Raw genomic sequence first — 24224 nt, 5'->3', positions numbered from 1 at the left:
TGTCGGCAAAGTACGTTGGGTACTGTTTCGTAGTAGGAAAGTGTTTGTCGTTATGGAATTTATTTGGATACTGTTTGCGTTCATATGTGGCTTAGCCGTTAAGCTGGTCAATTTACCACCGCTGATTGGTTTTTTGGCGGCCGGTTTTATTCTGAACTTTATGCAGGTGCAGCCTTCGAGTGTGTTGGAGCATTTGTCAGACCTAGGCATCACCTTGATGCTGTTCTGTATCGGTCTGAAGCTGCATGTTAAGGACTTGTTGAAGCGAGAAGTGTGGGCATCGACCTTAGGTCATATGGGCGCTTGGACAATTCTATTAATTGGCTTAGTGTCGCTACTGGGACTGGCTGGCTTACAAGCGTTTGAAGTGTTGTCATTGCGAACGGCAGCGCTGATCGGCTTTGCGCTTAGCTTCTCTAGTACGGTATGTATCGTTAAGTTGTTAGAAGACGCGGGTGAGATGAAAACACGCCATGGGCAACTGGCGCTGGGCATCTTAGTCATGCAAGACATCGTTGCGGTGGTGTTCCTCGTCTTGGCAACGGGTCAAGTGCCGTCTCTTTGGGCGATTCTGTTGTTCGCGCTGATTCCACTGCGTCCGGTATTGGGCCGCTTACTGGATCTATCTGGCCACGGAGAAATGCTGCCACTGACTGGGCTTTTCTTTGCATTAGGGGGTTATGAGCTATTTTACTTGGTGGGTGTCAAAGGTGACTTGGGTGCCTTAATTTTGGGTATTTTATTAGCGTCTCACAGTAAATCATCGGAGCTGAATAAATCGTTGATGAACTTCAAAGATTTATTTTTGATCGGCTTCTTTTTGTCGATCGGTTTCAGTGCGTTACCGACATGGGAAATGGTTGGACTAAGCTTGATCCTTACCGTTCTCCTGCTCGCAAAGTTTGTCTTGTTCTTCTATTTTTTCAGCAGTTTACGCTTACGCGGCCGTACCTCATTCCTTGGCGCTTTGGCGCTGTCAAACTACAGCGAGTTCGGTTTGATCGTTGTCGCGTTGAGTGTCGAAGCAGGCTGGATTGTAAAAGATTGGTTGGTGATTTTAGCGCTTGCTGTGTCGTTCTCATTTGTCATTACCAGCGTGCTCTATCGCAAGGCACACAGCTACTTCCGTCGTTATAAAGATACCGTGCGTCGTTTCGAACATACCGTGCCGTTGCCTGAGGATTGCTTTGCGCAGCCCAAAAATATGCAGGTGCTGGTTGTCGGTTTAGGTCGAGTGGGACGCGGCGCTTATGAATCGTTAACGGGCATGATGGAAAATGGTGTTGTTGCCGGTATGGATGCGGATCAGTTCCGTATTAAGAAGATGCAAGGTGAAGAGCACAACGTATTCTTCGGCGACGGTGAAGACGTGGATCTATGGGAGCATTTAGATCTGAGCAATGTACGATTGATTTTGCTGGCATTGCCGTCTGCGGATGACAGCGTTAACGTCGTTAAACAGCTACGCAGTACGGGCTTTAATGGCCAAGTGGCGGCGATTGCCCGTTATCAAGATGAACGTGAATACATGCTAAATGCAGGTATTGATAACGTGTTTAACTTCTACACCGAAGCCGGTACGGGGTTTGCGGAAGAAAGCTTGGCGTTGATTCGCTAGGCTTCGTCTTTTTATTGCTATGCATAAGAAGGTTCATTTACCTACAAAGGTTTGTCCTGTTTGTCAGCGGCCGTTCACTTGGCGTAAAAAGTGGGCGTCTTGCTGGGAGGATGTAAAGTACTGCTCTGAGCGTTGCCGCCGTCAGCGAGTCAATCTAGCAAAAAGCGGGGAAAGTTCGTCGTAGTGTCACGCTTATCTCGTATAATGTGGCGCTGATCCCCTGTCATCTTCCAAGGAGTCCCATGCAATCCTCTGCGCACTTAGCGAAACAACTCTTCTCAATGACCTGGCCGATGCTGTTTGGCATTTTGTCGATCATGAGTTTTCAGCTTGTCGACAGCGCTTTTATCGGTCAGCTTGGGGTGTTGCCATTGGCTGCTCAGGGGTTTACCGCGCCGATTACGATGATCTTTATCGGGCTGCAAGTCGGGCTAGGCATTGCTACAACCTCTCTAATTGCACGGGCGTTAGGTGCCTCTGAAACACGTTTTGCGAAGCAACTTGGCGGCCTTGTGATTGTGCTGGGGGCAGCAGGAATCTTCATTGTCTCGTTGTTCGTTTGGTTCTTTCGTGACGCCGTTTTGGCTATGTTAAGTGCTCCGGAAAGTGTTTCACCTATTATTGATGCTTATTGGGGCTGGTGGCTGTTTAGTACATGGCTAGGGGCGATGATCTATTTCTTCTACAGCATTTGTCGTTCTAACGGTAATACCATGTTGCCAGGGATCGTCATGGTGGTCACTAGCTTATTAAATATTGCCTTAGACCCCGTATTTATTTTTGTGTTGGACATGGGCATTGTGGGCGCAGCTATCGCTACCATTGTCTCGTTTACAATAGGCATTCTGATCATTGTGCCAAAATGTATGTCGAGTCATTGGCTTACGTTTGAGTTTGATGATCTGCATATTGCGCAAACCCTCGCTAAAATCGGTCATATTATGGGGCCTGCAATGGTTAGCCAGCTATTACCACCGCTGTCCTCGGTACTGGCAACGAAATTGTTGGCGGGCTTTGGTACCGCGGCGGTTGCGGCTTGGGCGGTCAGTTCTCGCTTTGAGTTTTTTGCCATCGTAACTGTACTTGCATTGACGATGACATTGCCGCCAATGGTCGGTCGTTTTTACGGTGCGGGTAAGTTTGAAGAAATCAAAAAGGTGATCCGTATTGCCGTTGTGTATGTGTTGGCGTTTCAAACGTTAGTCGCGCTATTGGTGTGGTTCACGGCCAGCGGTATTGCAGGTTTGATGTCGAGTGATGAGCAGGTCATCGAGATTGTGACTTGGCATTTATATTGGGTCCCAATCAGCCTTGGCCCATTGGGAATTTGCATGATGATGGTGTCAGCCTCCAATGCCTTAGGTAAGCCTTACAAGGCATTATGGATGTCAGCACTGCGTTTGTTTGCGTTCTTCCTACCCTGCTTGTGGATCGGCGGTCAGATTGGTGGCTTATGGGGACTGTTCATTGGCGCTACGCTTGCTAATGTCTTTGCGGGTATCACCGCATGGTGGATTTATCAGTCAATGTTCAAAACCGCGTGTGAAGCCAAGGCGGCCTAAGACCTCTGGATGAATATTGAGCCACTGTGATTACAGTGACTCAATATTGTCTAAACACCATTGAGCACGTTCCATGGTGTCGTCTTGTAGGGCTTTGTCTTGTTTATCCCAGTTTCCGTAAATCATGCCGATGCGTGGGTTGTTAAGCAGACGGTCGCGGTGTTTAAGCATGAAACGCCAGTACAGACTATTAAGCGGACAAGACTGTTCGCCCACTTTTTCTTTGACGTTGTAATGGCATGAAGCGCAGTAATCACTCATTTTTTGAATGTAACTACCACTGGCAGCATACGGCTTAGAAGCCACCCAGCCGCCGTCGGCAAATTGACTCATGCTGCGTGTATTGGGTAACTCAACCCATTCAATGGCATCTACATAAATGCCCAAGTACCATTCGTCGACTTGATCCGGTTCGATGCCTGTCAGCATGCAGAAATTGCCCGTGACCATCAATCGCTGAATATGGTGGGCGTAGCCATACTCCAGTGACTGGCCAATCGCTTGAGCCAAGCAATTCATCTTGGTGTCACCGGTCCAGAAATACTCTGGCAAGTCTCGATCTGCGCCGAGGGCATTCTGCTCATGATAGTCGGGCATGTTGATCCAATACATGCCGCGTACGTATTCTCGCCATCCCAATATCTGCCGAACAAACCCTTCTACTTGCGCTATGTCGATGTCTTTACGATAGCGGTAACTTAAGACGGCGGCTTTGATGACATGATTGGGGTGCAGCATTTTCGTATTGAGTGCAAACGACAAGCGGGAGTGATAAAGGCTCCAACTATGAGGTGTTTTGTCGGTCATCGCGTCTTGAAAACGGCCGAAGTTTGGGAGCAAGTGATCACAGAAATACTGCAACAGGGTCAAGGCATCATGACGGCTTACGGGCCACAGTAGTTTTTCGTGGGCCTTGCCGATGTAAGCAATGTTATGACGATCAATGCGTTCTAAAAGGTGTGTGACATCGTGACTGAACAGCAAAGGTTCTGGAATGTGTGCCATATCTTTTTGTTTGAGTTTTTGTCGATTGGCGTTGTCATAATTCCATGTGCCGCCTTCTGGTGAGTGATCATCGTCCATCAATACATTAAAGCGCTGGCGCATTTTGCGGTAGAAGTGCTCCATGCGAATGATGCTTTTGGCTTTGAAATGCTTCGGAATCTCATCAAATGGCAGCATAAAATGCTCAGTATCGGTCAGCGACACTGACATCGGTGCGTGAGTCGCAATGCTTTGATATTGCATCATTATGCGATATTCATCAGGACGTAAAAGCTCGATTCGACGCACGCCTCGTTCTTTAGCCAAGCCTAAGATAAGCGACTCTAAGGTTTGCCCTTGTGTGTCATCAAGGGTTAAATATTGTACATGATGGCCCGCATCCATAAGGGCATTGGCGAAGTTCTCCATGGCCAAAAAGAACGCACATAGCTTCTGAATATGGTGCTTCACGTAAGTGGCTTCGGGGTGCAGCTCGGCGATTAAATGCAGTACCCCGGGTTCGGGTTTACGGAACCAGCGGTGAGCCGCATTGAGTTGATCGCCTAAGATAACGCGTAACGTATGGTATTCGCTCATGATGGACGGCCTTTACGACGGGAAGAAGTTCGAACATGAGTATTGAGAATGCGTTGCTTCTCTTGTTGTACGAATGTGGACTTACGAAATCCCCATAAACGATCACGGGCTGCTTTAGCCGCCTCCGCTAACGGGACGATTGGGCTAGGGTAATCGTGGCCAATTTGGCATTGATACAAGGTTTCCTCCATTGCGGTCATTTCCCAAGGTGTATGAATCAGCGGGTTTGGAATCTGCGCAAGTTCAGGTAGCCAGCGGCGTAAAAATAGGCCGTCAGGATCTTGGTCTTGCGACTGCTTCACTGGATTATAAATGCGTATTGTATTGGCGCCAGTGATGCCCGCTTGCATTTGAAACTGAGGGTAATGAATCCCTGGTTCAAAATCCAAAAATAATCGCGCCAAATGATGTACGCCTAGGCGCCAATCGATGTTGAGATGATGGCATAAAAAGCTCACCAGCATAGCGCGCATGCGAAAGTTAATATAGCCAGTAGAGTGTAAAGCACGCATACACGCATCCACCATAGGAACGCCTGTCTGTCCTGTCTGCCAAGCAACCAAATCCTGCTCTACCTGTGCGTCTTGGCGATAGGGAAAAGCATCATAACCACGATTTACCGGACGCCACTCCATAGCATGCTCGCTTTCAAATTTCTGCATAAAGTGACAATGCCAATGCAGCCTGGAACTGAGTGCAATTAATGTGCGTCGCCAGCCTTTGGTATGCCAACGAGCCAATACGTCCTGATAGACCTCTCGCAAGCTGATATTGCCCCAAGCGAGATAGGGGGATAAACGTGTGCAGGCATTGCGACTGGTGAGAGGACTGGATAGTTGACGGTAATAATCCTGTCCACGGCCTTCATAAAAGCTGCGCAATGTTTGCCAAGCGAGGGTTTGGCCTCCCGTTTGAACGCCTCTTTGCGGTGTTTGCCATGTGCTGTTCGGCGTAAAAGTAGGGTCTGAAGTGACTGGGTACCAATCTACGTTTTCAAGATCCGGTGATTCTATCGGTGCACGCATCACTTGCTGCCAAGCTTTATCCCAATGTTGGCGATTGTTTAAAGTACGAATCACCGCGCCCGATGGGCTTTCATGCCATGTGACATCGTGCGCTTGGCACCAAGCATTAACAGCTTTATCCCGTTCAAAAGTGAGGTTAATGCCAATTTCTTGTGAACTGTAGAGCTGAGTGAAACCGGTAATTTTATGTAAAGCAGAGAATGCGTTTAAGGCATTCTCTTGTTTGATCAAAAGGCTTGCCCCGTACACTGACAGCTGCTCTTGTAGGTCTTGCAGTGACTGCCATACAAAGCGCCAATGGCGTTCATCGTAATGGGGATCGTTAATGAGTTCAGGCTCAAACAAATACAGCAAAATCAGTGGTTGTCCACTGCGACACGCTTGATTGAGAGGCGAGTGGTCGGTTAAGCGTAGGTCACGCTTGAACCAGACCACAACTGGAGAAGGCGAGGTGCTCATTGTTTCGGCGCAATGGGCCAATCCGCCGCATCAACGGAGTCGAGTTGTTGATCACATTGATGACCGCCCCAGCGCTCAATAAAGTGATGTTCAGGATCGTACATTTGGGTTTGTTTATTTAGATTGAAATGGCGACCACCACGCGGGTCGGCTCCTACACCTGCAATGTATTGCCAATTTCCCCAGTTGGATGCCACATCAAAGTCGACTAATTGAGATTCAAAATAAGCAGCACCATAGCGCCAGTCGATACCAAGATCATAGATTAAACAGCTGGCAACGAGTTGACGACCACGATTACTCATATAGCCCGTGCTATTAAGCTGTTTCATGCAAGCATTCACGATCGGATATGGGGTATTACCTTGGCACCATTTCTGAAACCGTTCTGCGTAAAAGCTGCCTTTTGACCCCTGTCCGCGGATGCCTTGCCCACGGAACAGGTCTTTACCGTAGCGCGTGCCATACCAGTGAAAATATTCTCGCCATAACAGTTCAAAGAATATCCAGTAGGTTGAGTCGTTGGCGCAGTGGTCGCGTTCGTACACATCTAAGCAGGCTTTGATCTGACTGGGGGATATACTGCCTTGGGCAAGCCATGGCGAAAATTTAGTGGAATGCTCCCAGCCGTCTAACGCATTACGTGTTTCTTTATAATGACTTGCCAATTCAGTGGCGAAGTAATCACTGAGCTGAGTCAGTGCGGCCAACTCGCCGCCATTGAATAAAAGCTGCTCTTCACGTTGGCGTACCACCCAAGGCGTGAGGCCGGGCAGTACGAAAGACACCTGCGGGGGTAAAAATTGCACTTCGGGGGCAGGTGGTAGTAATTCACTCAATTCGACGGCTTTACGGAATTTTGAAAACGAATCAGGCAGTTCCTTTGGTGTAAATGGTAGATCCTTGGGTTCAAATAACGTCAAGCCATGGTGCAATTGGAATTGAATATCAGGGAAATCAAATATAAGCTGATTGAGTGATTTTTGTTCATACCAGCCTGGGTGATGATTGCGATATACATGAGTAATAGGTAACTCATTGAAAAGTATTGGAAAAATCTGAAGGGCTTGTTGTTCACTGACAAATAGGCTGTGGCCCATTTCCGCCAGACTGGATGCGAGATCGTCGAGCCCATCTTGAAGAAAGCGTTGACGCTTGTGAGAAGGGGCTGCAAAGTTATTTAACGGAGTGTGGCCTGGCAGCGGTGTATTACAATAAATACAGATCAATTGCTCCACTTCGTGGCTGGCTTGCCATAGCATGGCTTGATCTGAAGTGCGTAAATCGTTACCAAACCAAACGACACCAATGCTCATAATGCTCTCCTTTTATCGATAGCTTTTGTACGCAAAAAACGCGGATTTGGATTGCAACAAATTATCGAGTAAATTCTTGTAAATGTAGGTGAGAATGAATATCATTGTCTAATTACTGTTATTTCTTCTCTGGAGCGTGCAATGAATAGCACAATGGAACAAATCAAAGACTTCCTAATCGTAGGCGGCCCTGTTGTATGGATTTTATTAGGGTTCTCTACAATCGCTGTGACGATTTTCTTCGTCAAGCTTTGGCAACTAGCCATGCTTCGCGCGGAAAGTCGTAAAACGGTCGATAAAGCCTTAGATGCTTGGCGTGCGCGTGACATCGATGGTGCGTTAGCGATGCTCTCTGACAAGCGTCCAGTAGAAAGTATAGTTGCTTACAGTATGGACGCCATGCGTCAGGCAAACCGTGAAGTAGCGACCATTCGTGAAGAAGCGGAGCGTCGAGCACTGAACACATTACACGATCTGCGCTCATTTTTGCGTCCATTGGAAATCATTGGCTCGTTGAGCCCATTGTTGGGCTTATTGGGTACGGTATTGGGTATGATTACTGCCTTCCAGCAAATGGAAGGGGCAGGCGCTCAAGTCGATCCATCGGTGTTATCAGGTGGTATCTGGCAAGCCTTGCTAACAACCGCTGTCGGTATTGCTGTCGCGATCCCTGTTGTGGCAATGCATGCATGGTTGGAGCGAAAAGTTGAGCGTGTTGCGCACAACATGAACGATGCCGTGACTCAGGTTTTTACATCAAAGGAAGGTGAGCGCCTTGCAGCAGTCGCTGCGCGCGAGGTGTTGCATGCCGCTTAAGCTCGATCAGCCTCGTAAGAAGCAGCTGATCAGCCTGACACCGCTTATTGATGTCGTTTTTATCTTGTTATTATTCTTTATGTTAACGTCTTCGTTTGTCGCATGGCGAGTCTTGGACACGCCACTCTCTGCGCCCCAAGCGGAGGTGATTCCCGAGCAAGATCGACAGGACCCTGCAATGTTTGAGTTGCGTGCCAACGATGGTTTAGTCTGGTTCGATGGGCAGTCTATCGCCGTTGAAAACAGTGAGCGTATTCGTTCAATCGTTCAAGATAATCAAGGTCGCTTATTTGTGCTACAAGCCGAAGACAGCGTTTCGTTGCAGTCTTTGATGACATTAGCCGATCAACTTAAGCTTCAGGGAGCAGAGAAGCTCTCCATTGCCAATGCGTTTAGCGAAACTCAACCATGAATATCGATCAAAAATTTATTGCCCAGCGAAATCGCCAAGGGGGGGATGATGGTGTCATACCTCTAATCAACGTTGTCTTTTTAATGTTGATCTTTTTTATGGTCGCTGGACAAATTCAAAAATCGGATCCGATCAAAATAATCCCACCAGATTCGATTAATGAACAGCGCGCAGAGTCCGAGCCAAATGTGTTGTTAGTGGTCGGTCAAGAGGGTGACATATACTTAAATGATGAGTCTGTGTTGCTAGATCAGATTGAACCGCGTTTAACGGATCTGTTTGATCGCGCGCCAGCGCCAGACTCGTTTTGGGTACAAATTAAAGCCGACGGTGATCTGAGTATTGAAACACTGCGACCTATTTTTTCTAAAATCCGTGCATCAGGCTTAACGAAAGTCAGCGTTGCAACGCAACTTGGTCACGGAGATGAGGAATGAAGAAAAGTCATTGGATCGTTGCTAGCAGCTTAGCCGTTTCGTTACACGCTGGGGCTTTTTACGGTGTTTTCCTGCATAACCAAGATGAGTCAGGTAGCCTTGCTGCAGGCGAGCAAGGGGTTGAGTTTGATCTCGGCATGCTAGGTGACATGGGAGTTAAGCAAAAGACTGTGGTAGCGCAGGCAGAAATGCCACCAGAACCAGAGATCGAACCCGAACCGGAGGTTGAGCCAGAGCCAGAAGTCGAGCCTGAGCCAGAAGTTAAACCTGAACCTGAAGTAGAGCCAGAGCCTGAAATTGAACCGGAGCCCAAGCCGCTTCCAAAGCCTGAGCCTAAAGTTGAGGTAAAGCAAAAAAGTGAGATCATCGCGCCTAAGTCTGAGCCAAAACCGAAACCAAAACCGAAACCGAAACCAGAACCTAAGCCTGTTGTTGCCAAACAAGTAACAGCAGATAAAACGGTGGTGCAACAAAAAGCCACGACAGGTCGAGCCAAAGCCGCATCGAATGGTGGTGCGGCGGGTGCTACCGCCGATTATTACGCTAAATTGGCCGCCAAACTTGCCAGCAATAAACGTTACCCGCGAGCGTCCAGACGTCGTGGGGAAGAAGGTGTTGTAACCGTCTCCTTTACTGCGTTTCCAAATGGTGATGCGCGTCGCATTGCGATTGCCCAAAGCTCAGGGTCGAAACGATTGGATAAAGCGGCCATTGAAATGGTGAAACGCTCGCAACCTCTGCCAGCGTTTACCTTAGAAATGGGAGGTGAGCCCCTTGATATCACGCTCCCAGTACAATTCCAGTTGCGTGACTAATCAGTGTTTGGCCGAGCGTGGTAGTAACAGCCACACTCGGCCAAAATGCTTAAGTTGACCCGCATGGAAGTGAGCGGCTTCGCCGATCCCTTGATACCAATCGATGTGCCCTGGCCCTTTAATCGCACCGCCTTTGTCTTGAGCTAACAGCAACCGAAACTCATGGCCGACTAACTCGCCTTGTTCGTCTAATGTTGGCACTTCGCCCAAGAGAATACTGCCGAGAGGTATTACACGGGGGTCGACCGCGACTGAATATAAAGGGGTTAAAGGCACATTTGCAGCCCCTACCGGAAGCGTTAATCCTTCACTAAAGAAAAGATAGCTTGGATTAGTCGACATGACTTCACGCATTTTGTCTGGGTGTTGCGCGAGCCAATCACGGATGGCTTGAGCGGACATGTCTTCTCGCGCTATTTCATTTCGCTCAATGAGGACTTTGCCAATACTGCGATAAGCATGGCCGTTAACGCCTCCCCAAGACAATAGGCGGCGCTCACCGTCTTCGAACTCCACCATGCCCGAACCCTGCACGTGCAAAAAGAAGTTATCCACTAGGCTTGAGGTGTAAGCGATTTCAAGATTCTGATTGTCCAACGCGCCTTCAAAGTCGATCTCTTCACGGGAGGGTAGAGGCTCTCCTTTGGCTCGGTTTGGTTTGCGATACAGTGGGAAACGATAATGCTCATCAGGCTGATGACGTACTTCCATTACGGGCACGTAATAACCTGTGATTTGCACGTTGCCACGCTGGTCTTGTCCCGAAATTTGGTGCGCTGTTAACGCGGGCGAGTAAGTCGGGTGATTTAGCCACGTGTCGATTTCTTCGGCGGTGGCACGTAAATCATCTCGGCTAACGGTCAAATTATCCAGTTCATAGTTTTGTGCTGAAATACGATCTAAGTAACGAATCTGTTGCTGCAGGCCATTAATAAACGTGGCGTCAGGGTAGGGAAGGCCCGGAGGTAAACGTTCGCTTAGGTACAGCTCGTCACGCTTAGGCGCCTGTTCATTACGGCCGTTATTTGGGAAATCATTCGACGAATCAATTTCACGATTGCTACAAGCCGATAAAATTAACAGAGGTAGCAGTAAAAGTAAGAATTTTGGTGTCATAGTAACAACGCGTTGGGTGTAAGAACGATAAGACAGAAGAAGTGCGTTATTAGTTCACTCAAGTTAATGCATTAAGCATTCATAGGCTTGGCGCAGACTAATAAATAGCTCGGGGTCGCCGCCATGATCAGGGTGAGCATCATGGGCTAGCTTACGATATTGACGTTTAATCGCGTCCTTATCATCAATCAAGTCGCTGTCTAATGCCAGCGTCTTTAAGGCATCTTTACGCTCATCCGTGTTTACGATGCCGTTGTAGAAGCTGTCTAATAAACGCTCGACATCTTCTTTTTCGGTGCTGACGTATTCGTCCCAATCAGAGTAATAGGCCGCTAACTTAGCATCTGCACTTTGAGTGAGAGTAGTGGCGTTTGAACTGGCCTGCGCGGGTGGGTCATAGAGTAGATTAATGCGCATGCCGGTGATGATCAGTGAGACTTGCTCTTCTTGCCATAGACTTGTTTGTAACTGATAGAGTGCATTCATAATCAAGAAGTGCTGGCGAAACAGCTGTAAGTTAGGATCGTCAGCCAATTTATTCAGCATGGTGTGTTTGTTTTTTAACACTTTTAGCAGATCGTATTCGGAAATACCGTCAGAATGTTCGCGTAATAGCGCTAGAATATCGGGAATAAGTGGATTTCTCATAGCGTTGCTCCATGCTTTGCTTACTAGTGTAGGCGACGCCATTTGCATGGGTCAAAGTGAGACTTGTAATCAAGAGGTTAAAATACGAATGATAGTTTACATTCTGTTACTTCTGGTGTTGATCGCCATTTTTTTTGGTCCCCAGCTATGGGTCAAAAAAGTACTGAAACAACATCAGGCACCCCGTCCAGATCTCCCCGGTACAGGTGGGGAGCTGGCACGACATTTATTAAAACGTTATGAATTACAAGATGTTAAGGTCGAGGCGGCCGAAGAAGGTAAAGACCATTACGATATCCAAGCGAAAGTCGTACGCCTTAGCCCTTATGTGTTAAACGAACGTTCACTGACTGCTGTGGCGGTGGCAGCGCACGAAGTCGGTCATGCCATTGCCCATCATCGCCAAGAAACCGTTGCCCGTCTCAGAACACGTTATTTGCCTTATGCCATGATGATCCAGCGTCTGGCCGTGATTATGTTGTTTGCATGGCCGATTGTCAGCGCTGCGTTACGTCTACCTTACACACCTGTGCTTCATGGTGTGGTGATTGTGACCTTGGGGCTTGTAACGGTGTTTGTGCAATTAGCAATTTTGCCAGAGGAATGGGATGCCAGCTTTAACAAAGCTTTACCGATGCTGACCAAAGGCCGCTACTTACCGAGCCAAGACATTCCTAAAGTGCGTCGTATCTTGACGGCCTGCGCCATGACGTATGTGGCTTCAGCGTTGATGAATATCTTATTGTTCTGGCGTTTACCAAGGCGCTGAATTATGAAAGATAAGTGTCACTGCCCAATTTCCCTGTACTTGTCTATTTAGGCAATGTGATATCCATAGGTTGGTAAACTAACCCTGCGATTTCGTTTATGTCATCGCAGTCAATAAAACCGTATTTTTGATACGCGGCGATGGAGGAGAGCGAAGCGCTGACCGTTACTTTTGGGCTGTGGGTCAGTAATAACAAAGCATCGAGTAACTGAGTGCCAATGCCATGTCTTTGATGATCAGGCCTAACAAACAGCATGGACACGTGATGACCTTCGCGTAACTCCGCGACACCGACTATTTCATCGTCGCTCAACGCCACCAGCATATTGGTATCTTTGCTCATCCGCTCGAAGAAAGCGTCAGACGCTGCTACCTTGGTAAACGTCGCGATGCCTTCCTCTGACAGGGACTCGGCAACCGATGCCATAAACGCTTCCATGCAGACCGCACTAACGGCTTCTAAATCTTCTATCTGTAATGTCCTTATCTGCATCAAATGGCTCCTTTAAAAGTGATGTTCTAATCATTACAGCTTTCTAAGCAGACGCCAAAGTATTTTCAGTATGTGCGTAAAGTAAAAATTGGCTTTGGTTGTAGGGCAAAACCTCAGAGGTAGTTCTAGGCATTAATCCCCAACCGGAGTTTGGTTTAACTATCTTAGGCCGATGGGAGTTGTGGCGAAAAAAAGGCCTCCGAGGAGGCCTAAAAAGGAGTAACGCTGGGTTCAACAACTAGCGTTGTTGAGTTTGGTACTCAGGGTGAATCCATACTGGCACGTTGGCTGATGGCAGTAGGGTTTTGCCTAAGATCATGTCGGCTGCCCGTTCTGCGACCATGATAGTCGGTGCATTAAGGTTGCCGTTTGGAATGGTTGGAAAGATTGACGAGTCGACCACGCGTAAAGACTCGACACCACGCACGCGACACTCGTCATCCAGCACGGCCATGGCATCGTCATCCGCGCCCATCTTACAAGTACAAGATGGGTGATAAGCACTTTCCACGTTCTCTTTTACCCAACGATCAATCTGTTCGTCGGTTTGAACATGGGCGCCAGGTTGAATCTCTTCACCACGATAACGATCCAATGCTGGTTGATGCAGCAGCTCACGCGTTAAGCGAATCGTATCGCGCCAGTCCTGTTTATCCTGCTCGGTGCTGATGTAATTAAACTGAATGCGAGGGTTTGCTTCAGGATCCTTACTTTCAATCCAAATTTTACCACGGCTTTCTGGCTTGTTTGGCCCCACGTGTACTTGGAATCCGTGGCCGTCCACCGCCGCTTGTCCATCGTAGCGCATCGCTGCAGGTAAGAAATGGTATTGAATGTTTGGCCACTTCAAGCCAGCACGAGAGCGGATAAAACCACAGGATTCGAAATGGTTTGTTGCGCCGAGGCCATCTTTAAACAGAATCCAGCGTGTGCCGATTAAACCTTTACTGATTAAGCCGAGTTTGCTGTTCAGAGACACTGGCTCTTTACACCAGTATTGGAAGTAGACTTCCAAGTGATCCTGAAGGTTTTCGCCTACGCCCGGTAGGTTATGAACAACCGGAACATGAGCGTTGTCGAGAACAGTTTTCGGACCAATACCTGAGCGTTGCAAAATGGTTGGTGAACCAACAGAACCGGCACTGAGAATCACTTCTTTGCTGGCTTTGCTATGAACGGTGTTGCCGTTGTAACGGTACTCTAAGCCGACAGCACGTTTACCTTCGAATGTGATACGCTTGGTCAATACGCCAGTAAGTAGCGTTAAGTTCGGACGTTTCATAGCACGGCGAAGGTAGGCATTTGAAGTCGATGCACGTACACCATCTTTGACGGTCATGTGCATGGGGCCAAAGCCTTCTTGACGGTAACCATTGTAATCGTCAGTGGTGCCGTATCCCGCTTCTGCACCCGCATCAATAAAGGCTTGATACAGCGGGTTCATGGACATGTCGTTACCGTTGTTGGTCGACAATGGGCCATCACCACCGCGGTATGTATCAGCGCCCCCTTTCCATGTTTCAGCACGCTTGAAATACGGTAGAACGGTTTGATAATTCCAGCCTTTGGCACCGTGCTCTTCCCACTCATCGAAATCGCAAGCGTGGCCACGTACGTAAACCATGCCGTTAATTGACGATGAGCCACCTAACACTTTACCGCGAGGGCAATGCATTTCACGCCCGTCTAAAGCCGTTTCTTTATCGGTGTGGAACTGCCAAGCGTATTTGTCGGTATTCATAGGGTAAGACAAAGCCGTTGGCATCTGAATAAAGATGCTTTTATCAGAGCCGCCCATTTCGACGAGCAACACTTTATGTTCACCGCTTTCTGTCAAACGATCTGCTAAGACACAACCAGCAGAGCCAGCGCCAACGATGATGTAATCGTATAAATCGTTCATGTTACCTCCCGCTCGTTAGTAAGGGCTTGGAATATCCGTCATTGAAACCAGCACGCTCTTGACTTGAGTATAAGCATGCAGAGTCGCTAGACCGTTTTCACGACCGATACCAGACTCTTTGTAACCGCCGACAGGCATTTCGGCCGGGGAAGCGCCCCATGTGTTGATCCAGCATATACCCGCTTCAAGTTGTTTGATGACGCGGTGTGCACGGCTGATGTCTTTGGTGAAGACGCCTGCGGCTAAACCGTATTTTGTGTTGTTAGCGCGTTGAATGACTTCTTCTTCGTCTTTGAAGCTCAAGACTGACATCACTGGGCCGAAGATTTCGTCACGTACTTGTGGCATCTCATCAGTACAGTTGATAAAGACGGTGGGTTTTACAAAAGCACCGTTTTCACAGCCATTCTCAGTGTAGCGTTCACCACCACACAAAAGGGTCGCACCAGCTTCTTTTGCAGCCGCCACATAGCCCAATACTTTTTCCATGTGGTCTTTGTGAATCAATGAACCTACTTGTGTGTCCATATCCATTGGATCGCCAATAATCATGGCTTCTGTGCGCTGCTTTAGCTCAGCGTTAAAGGCTTCTAACATGTCTTCGTGGACAAATACTCGAGTACCATTGGTGCAGACTTCGCCTTGGGTATAGAAGTTCGCCAACATAGCGCCTGAGACAGCTTGATCAACCGGCATATCAGGGAAAACGATCAGGGGTGACTTGCCGCCCAGCTCCATCGTGACTTCTTTAAGCGAAGAGGCTGCTGCTGCCATGACTTTTTTACCGGTGCCGACTTCACCCGTGAAAGACACTTTGTCGATCTCCGGATGGTTGGTGATCAGTTGGCCTGTGCGAGCATCGCCTTGAACCACATTGAATACACCGTCAGGAAGACCTGCTTGAGTGAACACTTCTGCCAGTTTATAAGCGGTCAGTGGAGTTTCTTCGGACGGTTTGAAAATCATCGCATTACCCGCTGCTAATGCGGGGCCTGATTTCCAGCAGGCGATTTGAATCGGATAGTTCCAAGCACCGATACCTGCACAGATGCCGAGAGGTTCTCGACGCGTGTAATAGAAGCTGTCTGCATCCAGATCTTGGAAGTCGCCTTGGATCTTATCGGCCAGACCTGCGTAATATTCGATCACGTCGGCCCCCGTTTGAATATCAACCACAAGTGCTTCTTGCAGTGGCTTACCTGTGTCTAATACTTCTAATTTGGCGATGTCGTCGTTTTGTTCGCGTAACAAATCTGCTGCACGTTTCAAGATACGACCACGTTCAATACCACTCATGGCAGCCCAAACACGTTGTCCTTCTTTGGCAGAATCAATGGCAGCCTGCAGCTCTTTTTCCCCCGCAAGATCAACCGTTGCCAGCAACTCACCCGTTGCTGGGTTGTAAGTGTCAAACGTTTCTCCTGTCGTTGAAGTAACGTAGCGGCCATGAATGTATTGTTGCTTATGTGCCATGTTTCACCTCTCAAAGTCTGAAAATCGTGTTCATAAATGGATGTAAATGAGATGCTCGATGTTACATAGCGTATGGCTATGTTTTTATTAAATGAGCGTTTAATAAAAACATTGTACATAAATTGAGTGATTTTGAAATCCATAGAAGAAAAAAAAGTATGGGAATAGGCAAAAGGGAAGGTTCTGAAGCGATTAAGGCCACAAAAAAGGGCCACTGTTTTGTAAACAGTGGCCCTTAGGAACTGTTGAAAGTGCGATTATATGTCTAATACACAATTATGATCTGGACCGATAGGACTTTGTGCATAAGCATCCGCGTTGTCATCGTTTAACCAGATGGTGCCATCTATCAAATAGCGGAATTGATATTGCTTGTCTTTTTCAAGGTTTACGGTGGAGGCAAACACACCTGATTTCTGTTTACGCATTGGCGTTGCTAATTCATCCCAACCATTAAAGTCCCCGACAAGATAGACTTTTTTGGCGCCGCGCAATTGTTCGGCGGGCAGGGCAAACTTCACTTTGCATTGAGGTTTGGTCTTTAAATAGGTTTTTTCGATCATCTTCAGCTCCTTGAGTCCGCGACAGGGTTCTCGTGACTTATGCACATCCGGCTTGTTTGCAAGCAAGTCTTACGCCAATGGGGACAAATATAGGCGTTATCCCCAGCTTACCTTGTTTTTACGCTCCTATAACCGATTGTACATAACTTGAGCGCTAAAAATGAGGGCATATTGTTCAAACTGTGCACAATTTCTTGGCCCTGGCGACTAATCTTAAATGAGTAAGGCAACAATAAGAGGAGGTCTTTATGGAATTCGCTCACATTGTTTTACTGGTACTCGCCGCTGCCTTGGTAATTAAACTTGGTTACTTGTGGCACATTAAGCATCGACGTCAAAGTCATCGACACTCAAATCATCATGACTCTTAAGCAATGTTATTGGCTTCCAAATAACGCTTACGCTTACTGTCTTTGATTTTTTCTAGATCGACTAACACAAGACCATCAACACAGTAGCCAAAGCTAGCATCGACGCCAAAGTCTAGGAATCGAACGCCGTCGTCCTCGCACAGTTCACTGTACTGTTTGAACAGTGTTGGGACGGCTGCGCCAAGATTCCCCAACTGTTCTTTTAAACTACGAAAATCTTCTTCGTAGCAGTCACCATTAAAATAACTCTCTACCAGTTGCTTGTGCTCAGTAGGGATAGTGTATCGATTATAGGACGCGGCAAGGTGCTCCTTATCGGCGAAGTACGTACGGTAAAAATGCACGATCATATCTTTGGCAAGCGGTGGGAAGTTACCACTCAAGCTCACTGGACCAAACATGTAACGTACTTCTGGATGTTTAACCAGATAAGCACCAATGCCATACCATAGGTAATCGAGGCTACGTTTGCCCCAGTATTTGGGCTGCACAAAGCTGCGACCGAGTTCGATGCCTTGCTCAAAATATGGCTCCATGTCACAGCTATAGCTGAATAAAGTGCTGCTGTAAATGCTGTGATCTGTGCCTGATTTTAAGTAACGGTAAACCTCTCCAATACGATAAGCGCCCACAATTTCCAATGCTTCTTCGTCCCATAGGACTAAGTGGCGATAGTATTGATCGTATTTATCTAAATCTTTTTGCTCGCCAGTCCCTTCGCCTACTTTACGGAAAGCGATTTCACGTAGGCGGCCAATTTCTTGCATCAAGCTGGATTCATGCTCGTATTCGACCAAGTAAATTTGCTTACAGTCTTTGGTCGAGCCTAAGTGTTCGGCACGTTTTAGCTCCAGTTTTAACTGCTGACGATTCTGTGGATGTGAGATGGTTTTCTCTGTCTTCAGCAGAGGCTTACGGCCTTTGGCGATGCGATACAGGTGTCGCTTCACAAGTTTGTTTTTTTCTTTAGTACTAAGGGGGAGTTTCGCGAGCTCCTGAATCGGAATCGGTTCACCTACTTGAATAGGGATGCGACGGTTGCGCTGGCGAAACATTTCGTTTGCGAGTTGCATCGTAGATAACGGACGATATACCCATGAACTGGTGTAAAACATCATGGAGTTACGGCCGCCGATGTGGACTGGCAGAATTGGGCTGTTAGTTTTTTCAGCGATCTTAAGGTAGCTGGAGTTCCATTTTAGATCTTTGATGCCACTTGGCGATAAGCGCGAGACTTCCCCAGCTGGGAAGATAATCACGCATTCTTCTCGGTGTAAGCAATCCATGATGGCTTTGAGTTGCTTACGGCCCGTTTTGCCACCCATGTTATCAACCGGTAGAACTAATCCTGTTAAAGCGTCAAAGCCAAGCAGTAGATCATTTGCAATGATTTTAACATCACTGCGGATTTCACCGATTAAACGCAAGATAGCCAAACCGTCTAATGCACCAAGAGGGTGGTTCGCGACAATTAAAGAACGGCCAATGGCAGGAATGTTGCGGCGGTCAACTTGGCTGGCTTGATAGCCAAAGTTAAAGTGATCCAAAACTCGGTCAATGAACTCAAAGCCTACGCAGTTACCGTTCTGCTCAAGGAATTGGTTGACTTCATTCTCGTGAAAAAGACGTTTTAAAAAGCTTAATGTAGGCTTCGTGATAAGAGGGCTCTTATCTAGAAAACCGGGTGCTTTGTTAGAAATGATTTGTTCGACTTGTAACACGATATAGCTCCGCTAACCTTTTGATGTCTCTTAGTCAGGCTAGGGAGTGATGGTGACAGCAGGGTGACGATTTTGTGTCTGGTTGATGACAAAGTGATCAGTCAAACAGCAAAAAGCCGATCAGGGACCGGCTTTTAAGAAGTGTTACGCTTTTGGCTTACTGTTGCCAAGCGTAATATGGCGTGAGCCTTTGTAGTTCGCTTGACCGCTTACGCCTTGGTCAATTTGTTCGATGTGGCCACCACGAGCCAAAAACTCTTCCATTTGTTTTTCGATTGTCGCAGATGTTTCCATTGGAACATCGGCTTGTTTCTTTTTCGCAGCCATGGTGTATTCCTTTTTTTAATTAGATTAAGTTGTAATCATATCAAATTTCGGCTACGAAGGCTTTAGTTAATTTTTTCGACGAACTTAGGCTCCATTTAGTGCATTATTTGGATGAAAATGGCGCATTATTGGATTTAGCAAACGTGTCACCCAACCCGTAAATTCGATGGGGGAATCAAGTATAATCAAGCAGATACACTCTTCATCTTTGGTCACACGAGGCTGATGCTTGTGATTATGGTCGCGACTAATGAAGTCGCCTTCACGGTATAAACCATCTTCATCTGAGAACGCGCCTTTCAATACGATGGTCACTTCGTTACCCGTATGAGTGTGGCTTGGCAGGCGAGCACCTGCTTTGATTCTAGACAAAGCAATCTGAGGCCCACCCGCTTCGTTACTAAGCGTTGCCAATTTGAAAGAGGGCGTCAGATACATCCAATTAAGTGCATTGAACCCTTTTGGTATCAAGCGGCGCAATGAAGCAGGAATGTGAGAAAATACATCCTTATCTTCTTGTTGCTTGGCTTGGGTAACGTCGGCTTGGTTGATCGCCGCCATCACATTGCTTTTTAGCTGTGCCATATGATCTTTGCTGACCGTGTCAGTTTGGCTAGCAAACAACTCGGCGCCAACCATGTTTAGGCGTTTAACTTGTTCACGACACTTTGGGCATTGATCAAGGTGCACGGAAACACCCAGAGCGTGAGCTAGGGAAAGTGAACCTGAAGAATAATCGGTCAAAATGTCGATAGTTGGGTGGCAGCTAAGCATAAACGACTACCTCTTAATAATTACGGATAACTTGTTCAACGCAAGGCGAACACGAGATTTAACAGTACCTAAAGGTAGACCGAGTTCTTCAGAGGCTTCTGAGTGGCTTTTCCCCTCTAAATAAACCTTTGCAAGCACTTGTTGCTGATCATTAGGAAGCTGCTTTAAACCGTCACGAACTCGTTCTTGGTCGCGTTGCTGTTGTGCTTCTCGAAATGGGTCCGCATTTTCATCGGCCATTTCACTCCAGAATTCTTCTGGATCAATGTCGCTTTGGTAGCGACCATTTTTACGCATGTAATCAATTCGTGCGTTGCGGGCGATGGTGAAAATCCATGTATTTAATGACGCCGTCGCAGGGTTGTATAAATGCGCTTTGTTCCAAATTCGGATCATCACTTCTTGCGCGATGTCATCCGCCATTAAGTTTGCACCCGGCTGTGCTGACAAGCAAAAAGCTCGTATGCGCGGTGCATAATGATCAAATAGCCTCTCTAGAGCTCGCGTATCGCGGGCGACGGCTACTTGTGTCATATCTTCTAACAAAGCATTTTTGCTATCGTTAATCGTTTCTGAAACTGTGTTCATCCTAGGGCTCCAAACGTGCACGTGGGTCAGTCTGGGTGTGGCGAAAGACTCTCGCAAAATTGTTATACGGTTAGATCTTTGTACTGGATCAGTGATCTGAAGTTTTTTTCATAACGTATCTGTTTATATCGGACACAATTCAATCACTAATGGTAAAGCTCTTAGGTGCATCTGTATGCAAGCAAACGACACAAATTCAAAACAAGCTTTAATCGAACGCTTTAAGGCGTTTTATAAAGACGTAAAACATCCCAAACTGGATGCTATTGGAGATGTGTATGCAAGCAATATCAAGTTCCGTGATCCGATCCATCAGGTGCAAGGGCTTGCTGAACTTCATGCTTATCTTTCTGAAACGTGTGAAAGTGTGGAAAGTGGTCGGTTTGAATTTCTCGACCAACTTGTTGGGCAAGATAAAGCCTATATCAAATGGAACATGTATTTTTGTCATCCCAAATTGGGGAAAGAAACCCATGTCGTGCGTGGTATGTCGCAAATACAGTTTGACGATCGTATCTACTATCATGAAGACGTCTACGACATGGGGCAAATGATTTACGAGCACGTACCGGTTGTCGGTTGGGCCGTCAAACGCTTACGTCAGCGATTAGCCACGGAGGGATAATATGAGCGCACAAGACGAACATAAGAAAACGATTTGGATTACTGGCGCAAGCTCTGGTCTTGGACTCGCCCTTGCCAAACACTACTTGTTATCAGGCAATAAAGTCATTGTATCAGCACGTCGAGAAGGATCATTAAAGCAATTAGAGCAACTCTATCCTGATGAGTTATCGTTCATCGCGTTTGATGTAACGAAAGAGTCGGATGTTGAGTCTGTTAAAGAAGCTTTAGAGGCGAAAACGCAGCATTTGGATTTGGCGATTTTAAATGCCGGTACTTGTGAATACTTAGACATTGATGAGCCAGATTGGGGCTTGTTTGAACGTGTCAATCAAGTGAATTACATGGGCATGGTGCGATCCATTCAAGTGTGTTTGCCGCTACTGAAAGCCACATCAAATTCTCATCTGGTTGGGGTGAGTTCTCAAGCGGTGCAGGCTCCGTTTATTCGTTCTGAAGCCTATGGTGCGAGTAAAGCCGCGGTACGTTACTTACTAGAATCATTGCGTTTGGATTTAGCGCCTGACGATGTGGCGGTTAGTTGTATCTTACCGGGCTTTATTGATACACCTCTGACCCAACGTAATGATTTTGATATGCCCTTTATTATGTCGCCAGAACAGGCGGCCCAACGTATTGAAAAAGCCATTGCTAAGCGCGTTTATGAATATGCATTTCCGAAGCGTCTATCCGCTGTACTGGCAATGGCTCGACTCTTCCCTAAACTTTGGTTTAAGTACAATTCGCGTGAGCGCTCCGAATAAGGATTAAGGTATGAAGGTTGCCATTATTGGTAGCGGTATTTCAGGTTTAACGGCCGCCTATTTGTTACGCAGTGAACATGATATTACAGTCTTCGAGCGAGACAGCCGTATTGGCGGACACACGGCTACGAAAGTGGTCGATGATCAAGGGATTGAGCGCCATATCGATACCGGCTTTATTGTGTACAACGATTGGACCTATCCAAACTTTATTCGTCTGATGAAAGAATTGGTGGTGGCGACTAAACCCACTGAGATGAGCTTCAGTGTGAGCTGTGAACGCACCGGATTAGAGTATGGCGGTAATAATTTAAATACGCTGTTTGCTCAACGTAAAAACCTTATCAATTGGTCTTTTCTGACCATGCTCAAAGACATTATGCGGTTCAATAAAGAGTCTGTGGCAGATCTTGAGTCAGGTCGAATCGATGCCAGTATTACCTTGGGCGACTATTTGAAGCGTCAAGGCTACGGCGATACATTCGCTAGTCACTATTTGATTCCGATGGGCAGCGCTATTTGGTCGGCGACACTGCAGGAAATGATGCAGTTTCCGTTGTTATTCTTTGTACGTTTCTTTAAAAATCATGGCTTATTAAGTGTCAGTAACCGCCCTCAATGGCATGTGATTAAAGGCGGTTCCAGTGCCTATTTAGAACCGTTGACGAAAACGTTTAAGAATAAAATCCGTTTAAACAGTGATATTCAAAAAGTCGTGCGCACGCCGGGCAACGTCACCTTGCACTTTGAAGACGGCAGTGCAGAGACGTTCGACCATGTTGTATTTGCTTGTCATAGTGACCAAGCGTTGGCGTTATTAGGGGATGATGCATCGCAAAACGAGCGTGACATTCTTGGCGCGATTCCTTACCGCAACAACGAAGTCGTGTTGCACACGGATACTCGATTATTGCCGAAGGCCAAGTTAGCCTGGTCAAGCTGGAACTATCATTTGGGATCAGACCAAAGCAAACCAGCGACCTTAAGTTACAACATGAATATCTTGCAAGACATTGAAGGTGCTAGCCAAACGTACGTTGTGACGTTAAATCATACGGATGCCATCGATCCAACGAGTATCAAAGGTCGCTATCAATATGCTCACCCAACGTTTACGTTAGAGGGAATTCGAGCACAAGAGCGTTGGAAAGACATCAACTTCGGTAACACATGGTTCTGTGGCGCGTATTGGCGCAATGGTTTTCATGAAGATGGCTGTTGGAGTGGTGTGCGGGTCGCGCAAGCCTTAGGAGTAAACTGGTAATGTCTGATCATTGGGCGAGTGCACTGTATACGGGGCAAGTCCGTCATCGACGCTTCTCGCCTAAAACGCATGCATTTACTTACACGGTGAGCATGATTTACTTTGACCTTGATGAAGTTGATCAATTGCTCTCTTTGACCCCTTGGTGGTCGGCCAAACGTTGGCGCCCAGCTCGCTTTGTCAGAAGTGATTACTTTGGTGATGCCAAAAAGCCCCTTAAGCAAGCGGTGTTAGACGAAGTGAACGGTCGTCTGGGGTTAGCGCTCGATGGCCCCGTACGTTTGCTTACTAATGCACGTTATTTCGGTTATTTAATTAATCCCATTTCTGTTTATTACTGCTTTGATGAGCAAGAGAAGTTACAGGCAATGATGCTTGAAGTGACGAACACACCTTGGCAAGAAAAGGTGGCTTACGTTATTTCTTGTGATCCGAAGCGCGCTGTTCAGCGTACTCATATAGACAAAACAATGCATGTGTCGCCATTTCACCCGATGGATCATTTTTACGATTGGCGTAGTAATGTTCCGGGTAAGAAACTGGCCATCCACATGCAAAACAAAGAACATCACGGTGAACAGAATTGTGTGTTTGACGCCACCCTAGCTTTGCGCCGAGAGCCCATTAATCAGGCCAGTCTCAATGCTAATTTGTATCGTTACCCATGGATGACTGCGAAAGTCGCATGGGGAATATATTGGCAAGCACTCAAGCTGTTTATAAAGCGTGTCCCTGTACAAGATCACCCAAAGCACACCTTGGGGCATTCTTCAGATTAAGGAGTT

The 24224-nt window shown here is 47.1% G+C and carries 26 protein-coding genes; 13 read left to right on the top strand and 13 right to left on the bottom strand.

What is annotated here, in order from left to right; genetic code table 11:
• Window positions 1–52 precede the first annotated feature (52 nt).
• Genes AYW76_RS02525 through AYW76_RS02520 form a run of 3 tightly spaced genes read left to right on the top strand, consistent with a single transcriptional unit; the run spans window position 53 to window position 3180 of the window.
• The gene (locus AYW76_RS02525) at window positions 53–1618 is read left to right on the top strand and encodes a cation:proton antiporter family protein (RefSeq protein ID WP_067215350.1); all 1566 of its coding nucleotides are present in this window, start codon (window positions 53–55) and stop codon (window positions 1616–1618) included.
• A 19-nt stretch (window positions 1619–1637) separates the two neighbouring features.
• Window positions 1638–1802: a DUF2256 domain-containing protein gene (locus AYW76_RS18900; RefSeq protein ID WP_082866070.1), complete on the top strand. Its 165-nt coding sequence runs from the start codon at window positions 1638–1640 to the stop codon at window positions 1800–1802.
• Window positions 1803–1860: 58 nt separating this feature from the next.
• Window positions 1861–3180, top strand: coding sequence for an MATE family efflux transporter (locus AYW76_RS02520; RefSeq protein ID WP_067215346.1), 1320 nt, complete (start codon window positions 1861–1863; stop codon window positions 3178–3180).
• A 30-nt stretch (window positions 3181–3210) separates the two neighbouring features.
• Here the strand turns inward: AYW76_RS02520 and AYW76_RS02515 are convergent, their stop codons facing one another.
• Genes AYW76_RS02515 through AYW76_RS02505 form a run of 3 tightly spaced genes read right to left on the bottom strand, consistent with a single transcriptional unit; the run spans window position 3211 to window position 7561 of the window.
• On the bottom strand, window positions 3211–4761 hold the full coding sequence (locus AYW76_RS02515; protein WP_067030168.1) for a cryptochrome/photolyase family protein: 1551 nt from the start codon (window positions 4759–4761) through the stop codon (window positions 3211–3213).
• Window positions 4758–6245, bottom strand: a complete 1488-nt coding sequence (locus AYW76_RS02510) for an FAD-binding domain-containing protein (protein WP_067215342.1) — start codon at window positions 6243–6245, stop codon at window positions 4758–4760. The genes AYW76_RS02515 and AYW76_RS02510 overlap by 4 nt, the downstream gene beginning before the upstream one ends.
• Window positions 6242–7561 carry a DASH family cryptochrome gene (locus AYW76_RS02505; protein WP_067030174.1) on the bottom strand — a complete coding sequence of 440 codons (1320 nt, stop codon included), beginning with the start codon at window positions 7559–7561 and terminating at the stop codon, window positions 6242–6244. Before AYW76_RS02505 ends, AYW76_RS02510 begins: the two co-directional genes overlap by 4 nt.
• Window positions 7562–7702: 141 nt before the next feature.
• On the opposite strand from AYW76_RS02505, the gene AYW76_RS02500 reads away from it, so the two are divergent.
• From AYW76_RS02500 to AYW76_RS02485, 4 genes are read left to right on the top strand one after another with little or no spacing between them, the layout of a single operon-like run.
• Window positions 7703–8377, top strand: coding sequence for a MotA/TolQ/ExbB proton channel family protein (locus AYW76_RS02500; protein ID WP_067030177.1), 675 nt, complete (start codon window positions 7703–7705; stop codon window positions 8375–8377).
• The gene (locus tag AYW76_RS02495) at window positions 8367–8789 is read left to right on the top strand and encodes an ExbD/TolR family protein (RefSeq protein WP_067030180.1); all 423 of its coding nucleotides are present in this window, start codon (window positions 8367–8369) and stop codon (window positions 8787–8789) included. Before AYW76_RS02500 ends, AYW76_RS02495 begins: the two co-directional genes overlap by 11 nt.
• On the top strand, window positions 8786–9226 hold the full coding sequence (locus AYW76_RS02490) for an ExbD/TolR family protein (RefSeq protein ID WP_067215340.1): 441 nt from the start codon (window positions 8786–8788) through the stop codon (window positions 9224–9226). Before AYW76_RS02495 ends, AYW76_RS02490 begins: the two co-directional genes overlap by 4 nt.
• On the top strand, window positions 9223–10041 hold the full coding sequence (locus AYW76_RS02485) for an energy transducer TonB (protein WP_067215336.1): 819 nt from the start codon (window positions 9223–9225) through the stop codon (window positions 10039–10041). Before AYW76_RS02490 ends, AYW76_RS02485 begins: the two co-directional genes overlap by 4 nt.
• Here AYW76_RS02485 and mltA read toward each other — a convergent pair whose 3' ends face one another.
• Window positions 10042–11157 carry a murein transglycosylase A gene (gene mltA, locus AYW76_RS02480; RefSeq protein ID WP_067215333.1) on the bottom strand — a complete coding sequence of 372 codons (1116 nt, stop codon included), beginning with the start codon at window positions 11155–11157 and terminating at the stop codon, window positions 10042–10044.
• A 63-nt stretch (window positions 11158–11220) separates the two neighbouring features.
• Window positions 11221–11805 carry a DNA-J related domain-containing protein gene (locus tag AYW76_RS02475; protein WP_067215331.1) on the bottom strand — a complete coding sequence of 195 codons (585 nt, stop codon included), beginning with the start codon at window positions 11803–11805 and terminating at the stop codon, window positions 11221–11223.
• 88 nt (window positions 11806–11893) lie between these two features.
• Between AYW76_RS02475 and AYW76_RS02470 the strand changes: the two genes are divergently transcribed.
• Window positions 11894–12574 carry a zinc metallopeptidase gene (locus AYW76_RS02470; protein WP_067216053.1) on the top strand — a complete coding sequence of 227 codons (681 nt, stop codon included), beginning with the start codon at window positions 11894–11896 and terminating at the stop codon, window positions 12572–12574.
• Between the two features lie 43 nt (window positions 12575–12617).
• Here AYW76_RS02470 and AYW76_RS02465 read toward each other — a convergent pair whose 3' ends face one another.
• From AYW76_RS02465 to AYW76_RS02450, 4 genes are all read right to left on the bottom strand, one after another.
• Window positions 12618–13067 (bottom strand): GNAT family N-acetyltransferase, encoded by a 450-nt coding sequence (locus tag AYW76_RS02465; protein WP_067215327.1) that lies wholly within the window; start codon window positions 13065–13067, stop codon window positions 12618–12620.
• Between the two features lie 238 nt (window positions 13068–13305).
• Window positions 13306–14970, bottom strand: coding sequence for a choline dehydrogenase (gene betA, locus AYW76_RS02460; protein WP_067215324.1), 1665 nt, complete (start codon window positions 14968–14970; stop codon window positions 13306–13308).
• Between the two features lie 15 nt (window positions 14971–14985).
• On the bottom strand, window positions 14986–16443 hold the full coding sequence (betB, locus tag AYW76_RS02455) for a betaine-aldehyde dehydrogenase (protein WP_067215321.1): 1458 nt from the start codon (window positions 16441–16443) through the stop codon (window positions 14986–14988).
• A gap of 257 nt (window positions 16444–16700) precedes the next feature.
• Window positions 16701–17006: an isoamylase early set domain-containing protein gene (locus AYW76_RS02450; protein ID WP_067030215.1), complete on the bottom strand. Its 306-nt coding sequence runs from the start codon at window positions 17004–17006 to the stop codon at window positions 16701–16703.
• Between the two features lie 248 nt (window positions 17007–17254).
• Between AYW76_RS02450 and AYW76_RS19485 the strand changes: the two genes are divergently transcribed.
• Window positions 17255–17377 carry a hypothetical protein gene (locus AYW76_RS19485; RefSeq protein WP_269448090.1) on the top strand — a complete coding sequence of 41 codons (123 nt, stop codon included), beginning with the start codon at window positions 17255–17257 and terminating at the stop codon, window positions 17375–17377.
• Here the strand turns inward: AYW76_RS19485 and AYW76_RS02445 are convergent.
• From AYW76_RS02445 to AYW76_RS02430, 4 genes are all read right to left on the bottom strand, one after another.
• The gene (locus tag AYW76_RS02445) at window positions 17374–19098 is read right to left on the bottom strand and encodes a GNAT family N-acyltransferase (protein ID WP_067215317.1); all 1725 of its coding nucleotides are present in this window, start codon (window positions 19096–19098) and stop codon (window positions 17374–17376) included. The genes AYW76_RS19485 and AYW76_RS02445 overlap by 4 nt on opposite strands.
• A 144-nt stretch (window positions 19099–19242) precedes the next feature.
• Entirely contained in the window at window positions 19243–19425 is a 183-nt protein-coding gene (locus tag AYW76_RS02440; RefSeq protein WP_067215314.1) for a hypothetical protein, read from the bottom strand.
• A gap of 84 nt (window positions 19426–19509) precedes the next feature.
• A complete protein-coding gene (locus AYW76_RS02435) occupies window positions 19510–20199 on the bottom strand; it encodes a ChrR family anti-sigma-E factor (protein WP_067030225.1) in 690 nt (229 codons plus the stop codon).
• Window positions 20200–20205: 6 nt separating this feature from the next.
• Window positions 20206–20787, bottom strand: a complete 582-nt coding sequence (locus AYW76_RS02430; protein ID WP_067030228.1) for a sigma-70 family RNA polymerase sigma factor — start codon at window positions 20785–20787, stop codon at window positions 20206–20208.
• A 175-nt stretch (window positions 20788–20962) separates the two neighbouring features.
• On the opposite strand from AYW76_RS02430, the gene AYW76_RS02425 reads away from it, so the two are divergent.
• From AYW76_RS02425 to AYW76_RS02410, 4 genes are read left to right on the top strand one after another with little or no spacing between them, the layout of a single operon-like run.
• Window positions 20963–21412, top strand: a complete 450-nt coding sequence (locus AYW76_RS02425; RefSeq protein WP_067030231.1) for a nuclear transport factor 2 family protein — start codon at window positions 20963–20965, stop codon at window positions 21410–21412.
• Window position 21413: 1 nt separating this feature from the next.
• Entirely contained in the window at window positions 21414–22175 is a 762-nt protein-coding gene (locus AYW76_RS02420) for an SDR family NAD(P)-dependent oxidoreductase (RefSeq protein WP_067215311.1), read from the top strand.
• Window positions 22176–22185: 10 nt separating this feature from the next.
• Complete coding sequence (locus AYW76_RS02415) at window positions 22186–23439, top strand: NAD(P)/FAD-dependent oxidoreductase (protein ID WP_067215308.1); 1254 nt, start codon at window positions 22186–22188, stop codon at window positions 23437–23439.
• Window positions 23439–24218, top strand: a complete 780-nt coding sequence (locus AYW76_RS02410) for a DUF1365 domain-containing protein (protein WP_067215306.1) — start codon at window positions 23439–23441, stop codon at window positions 24216–24218. The genes AYW76_RS02415 and AYW76_RS02410 overlap by 1 nt, the downstream gene beginning before the upstream one ends.
• The last annotated feature ends 6 nt before the right edge of the window (window positions 24219–24224 follow it).

This window comes from Marinomonas gallaica, from assembly GCF_001639745.1.
GTDB lineage: Bacteria > Pseudomonadota > Gammaproteobacteria > Pseudomonadales > Marinomonadaceae > Marinomonas > Marinomonas gallaica.
This window is presented reverse-complemented; position numbering and strand designations above follow the sequence as displayed.

Excerpts from the sequence above, each read along its gene's own strand:
- AYW76_RS02525 (WP_067215350.1), top strand. The coding sequence starts at position 53 with ATGGAATTTATTTGGATACTGTTTGCGTTCATATGTGGCTTAGCCGTT.
- AYW76_RS18900 (WP_082866070.1), top strand. The coding sequence starts at position 1,638 with ATGCATAAGAAGGTTCATTTACCTACAAAGGTTTGTCCTGTTTGTCAG.
- AYW76_RS02520 (WP_067215346.1), top strand. The coding sequence starts at position 1,861 with ATGCAATCCTCTGCGCACTTAGCGAAACAACTCTTCTCAATGACCTGG.
- AYW76_RS02515 (WP_067030168.1), bottom strand. The coding sequence starts at position 4,761 with ATGAGCGAATACCATACGTTACGCGTTATCTTAGGCGATCAACTCAAT.
- AYW76_RS02510 (WP_067215342.1), bottom strand. The coding sequence starts at position 6,245 with ATGAGCACCTCGCCTTCTCCAGTTGTGGTCTGGTTCAAGCGTGACCTA.
- AYW76_RS02505 (WP_067030174.1), bottom strand. The coding sequence starts at position 7,561 with ATGAGCATTGGTGTCGTTTGGTTTGGTAACGATTTACGCACTTCAGAT.
- AYW76_RS02500 (WP_067030177.1), top strand. The coding sequence starts at position 7,703 with ATGAATAGCACAATGGAACAAATCAAAGACTTCCTAATCGTAGGCGGC.
- AYW76_RS02495 (WP_067030180.1), top strand. The coding sequence starts at position 8,367 with ATGCCGCTTAAGCTCGATCAGCCTCGTAAGAAGCAGCTGATCAGCCTG.
- AYW76_RS02490 (WP_067215340.1), top strand. The coding sequence starts at position 8,786 with ATGAATATCGATCAAAAATTTATTGCCCAGCGAAATCGCCAAGGGGGG.
- AYW76_RS02485 (WP_067215336.1), top strand. The coding sequence starts at position 9,223 with ATGAAGAAAAGTCATTGGATCGTTGCTAGCAGCTTAGCCGTTTCGTTA.
- mltA (WP_067215333.1), bottom strand. The coding sequence starts at position 11,157 with ATGACACCAAAATTCTTACTTTTACTGCTACCTCTGTTAATTTTATCG.
- AYW76_RS02475 (WP_067215331.1), bottom strand. The coding sequence starts at position 11,805 with ATGAGAAATCCACTTATTCCCGATATTCTAGCGCTATTACGCGAACAT.
- AYW76_RS02470 (WP_067216053.1), top strand. The coding sequence starts at position 11,894 with ATGATAGTTTACATTCTGTTACTTCTGGTGTTGATCGCCATTTTTTTT.
- AYW76_RS02465 (WP_067215327.1), bottom strand. The coding sequence starts at position 13,067 with ATGCAGATAAGGACATTACAGATAGAAGATTTAGAAGCCGTTAGTGCG.
- betA (WP_067215324.1), bottom strand. The coding sequence starts at position 14,970 with ATGAACGATTTATACGATTACATCATCGTTGGCGCTGGCTCTGCTGGT.
- betB (WP_067215321.1), bottom strand. The coding sequence starts at position 16,443 with ATGGCACATAAGCAACAATACATTCATGGCCGCTACGTTACTTCAACG.
- AYW76_RS02450 (WP_067030215.1), bottom strand. The coding sequence starts at position 17,006 with ATGATCGAAAAAACCTATTTAAAGACCAAACCTCAATGCAAAGTGAAG.
- AYW76_RS19485 (WP_269448090.1), top strand. The coding sequence starts at position 17,255 with ATGGAATTCGCTCACATTGTTTTACTGGTACTCGCCGCTGCCTTGGTA.
- AYW76_RS02440 (WP_067215314.1), bottom strand. The coding sequence starts at position 19,425 with ATGGCTGCGAAAAAGAAACAAGCCGATGTTCCAATGGAAACATCTGCG.
- AYW76_RS02435 (WP_067030225.1), bottom strand. The coding sequence starts at position 20,199 with ATGCTTAGCTGCCACCCAACTATCGACATTTTGACCGATTATTCTTCA.
- AYW76_RS02430 (WP_067030228.1), bottom strand. The coding sequence starts at position 20,787 with ATGAACACAGTTTCAGAAACGATTAACGATAGCAAAAATGCTTTGTTA.
- AYW76_RS02425 (WP_067030231.1), top strand. The coding sequence starts at position 20,963 with ATGCAAGCAAACGACACAAATTCAAAACAAGCTTTAATCGAACGCTTT.
- AYW76_RS02420 (WP_067215311.1), top strand. The coding sequence starts at position 21,414 with ATGAGCGCACAAGACGAACATAAGAAAACGATTTGGATTACTGGCGCA.
- AYW76_RS02415 (WP_067215308.1), top strand. The coding sequence starts at position 22,186 with ATGAAGGTTGCCATTATTGGTAGCGGTATTTCAGGTTTAACGGCCGCC.
- AYW76_RS02410 (WP_067215306.1), top strand. The coding sequence starts at position 23,439 with ATGTCTGATCATTGGGCGAGTGCACTGTATACGGGGCAAGTCCGTCAT.